The sequence below is a fragment of the Pseudomonas sp. P5_B2 genome (assembly GCF_056400445.1).
In genome coordinates, this window is the sequence record NZ_JBFULH010001192.1 from 1 (window position 1) to 879 (window position 879).

Annotated in this window: 1 protein-coding gene and 1 pseudogene; both read right to left on the minus strand. The window is 53.6% G+C overall.

The genetic code is table 11. The features are described 5' to 3' along the window. The coding region (locus AC1DRJ_RS30115) for a hypothetical protein (protein ID WP_477805329.1) at positions 1-244 on the minus strand (244 nt) is incomplete at its 3' end. Between the two features lie 376 nt (positions 245-620). Then, a pseudogene (locus AC1DRJ_RS30120) lies at positions 621-879 on the minus strand (DDE-type integrase/transposase/recombinase); the annotation flags it as partial.

Genomic DNA, 879 nt, shown 5'->3' on the forward strand with positions numbered 1-879 from the left:
CCTCCAACAGTTCTTTTGTTGCTGACCGCATCAGGCTTGAGAGCTGCATGGCGAGCCATTCCGCTAGGATTGGATGAAGCTTTTTCTTGATAAAGTTATCATTGAATATAACCGCCGTGATGCCGATCCCTTCGATCTGGTCGTCCAAATTTAACTTCAGCGCGCTAAGCTCGCTGCTGAGGTCGGTTTCTACCTTTTCCAGCCAGCGATCTCGCCAGATGAAGAGATTGCGGCGGGTTGTCAAATGTTGTGCACATTCCATTCGTAGGTACTCTGAATCCTGGGGAATTTCGGAGTGTCACTTTCTCAGCGGTTGATAATACGCGGCCTCGGAATTTTTAGTGGCACATTGCCAATTATTTTCACCTGCACAGCACTGTACCCCGACCCCGATTTAACCAATGATGAGTTATGCGCAGTGCAGTTCGACGCCCTTGGCGCCATTGGTCAACACCGCCTGGTGTGAGATCGTCAACACCTGCCTGCTGAATGCTCCTCGCTCATACGGAGGCGCCAATGGACGCGGTGGTAACTCATAGCCAACACCGCTTAGTCCACCTCTGCGCGGGTATGAGCCCTACTGCAGGCAATTGGGTGGAATATGAAAGCCTTCGGTATTTATCCGAGTGAAACAACCGGCCCTGAGGCCTTCCTCGTTGCTCGTAAGCCATATCCAGCGCCTTGATCACCAGCTCGGCGTCCAGCTTTTCCGACAACGCCCAGCCCACCACCAGGCGCGTGCAAAGAACCAGCACGACCGCCAGGTATGCCATTTCCCCTGGGCCTGGATGTAGGTGATGTCGCCGCACCACACTTGGTTGGGGGCCGGAACATCGAACTCAGGATTCAAGATGTTCGGGATATCCAACCGTTCAACCG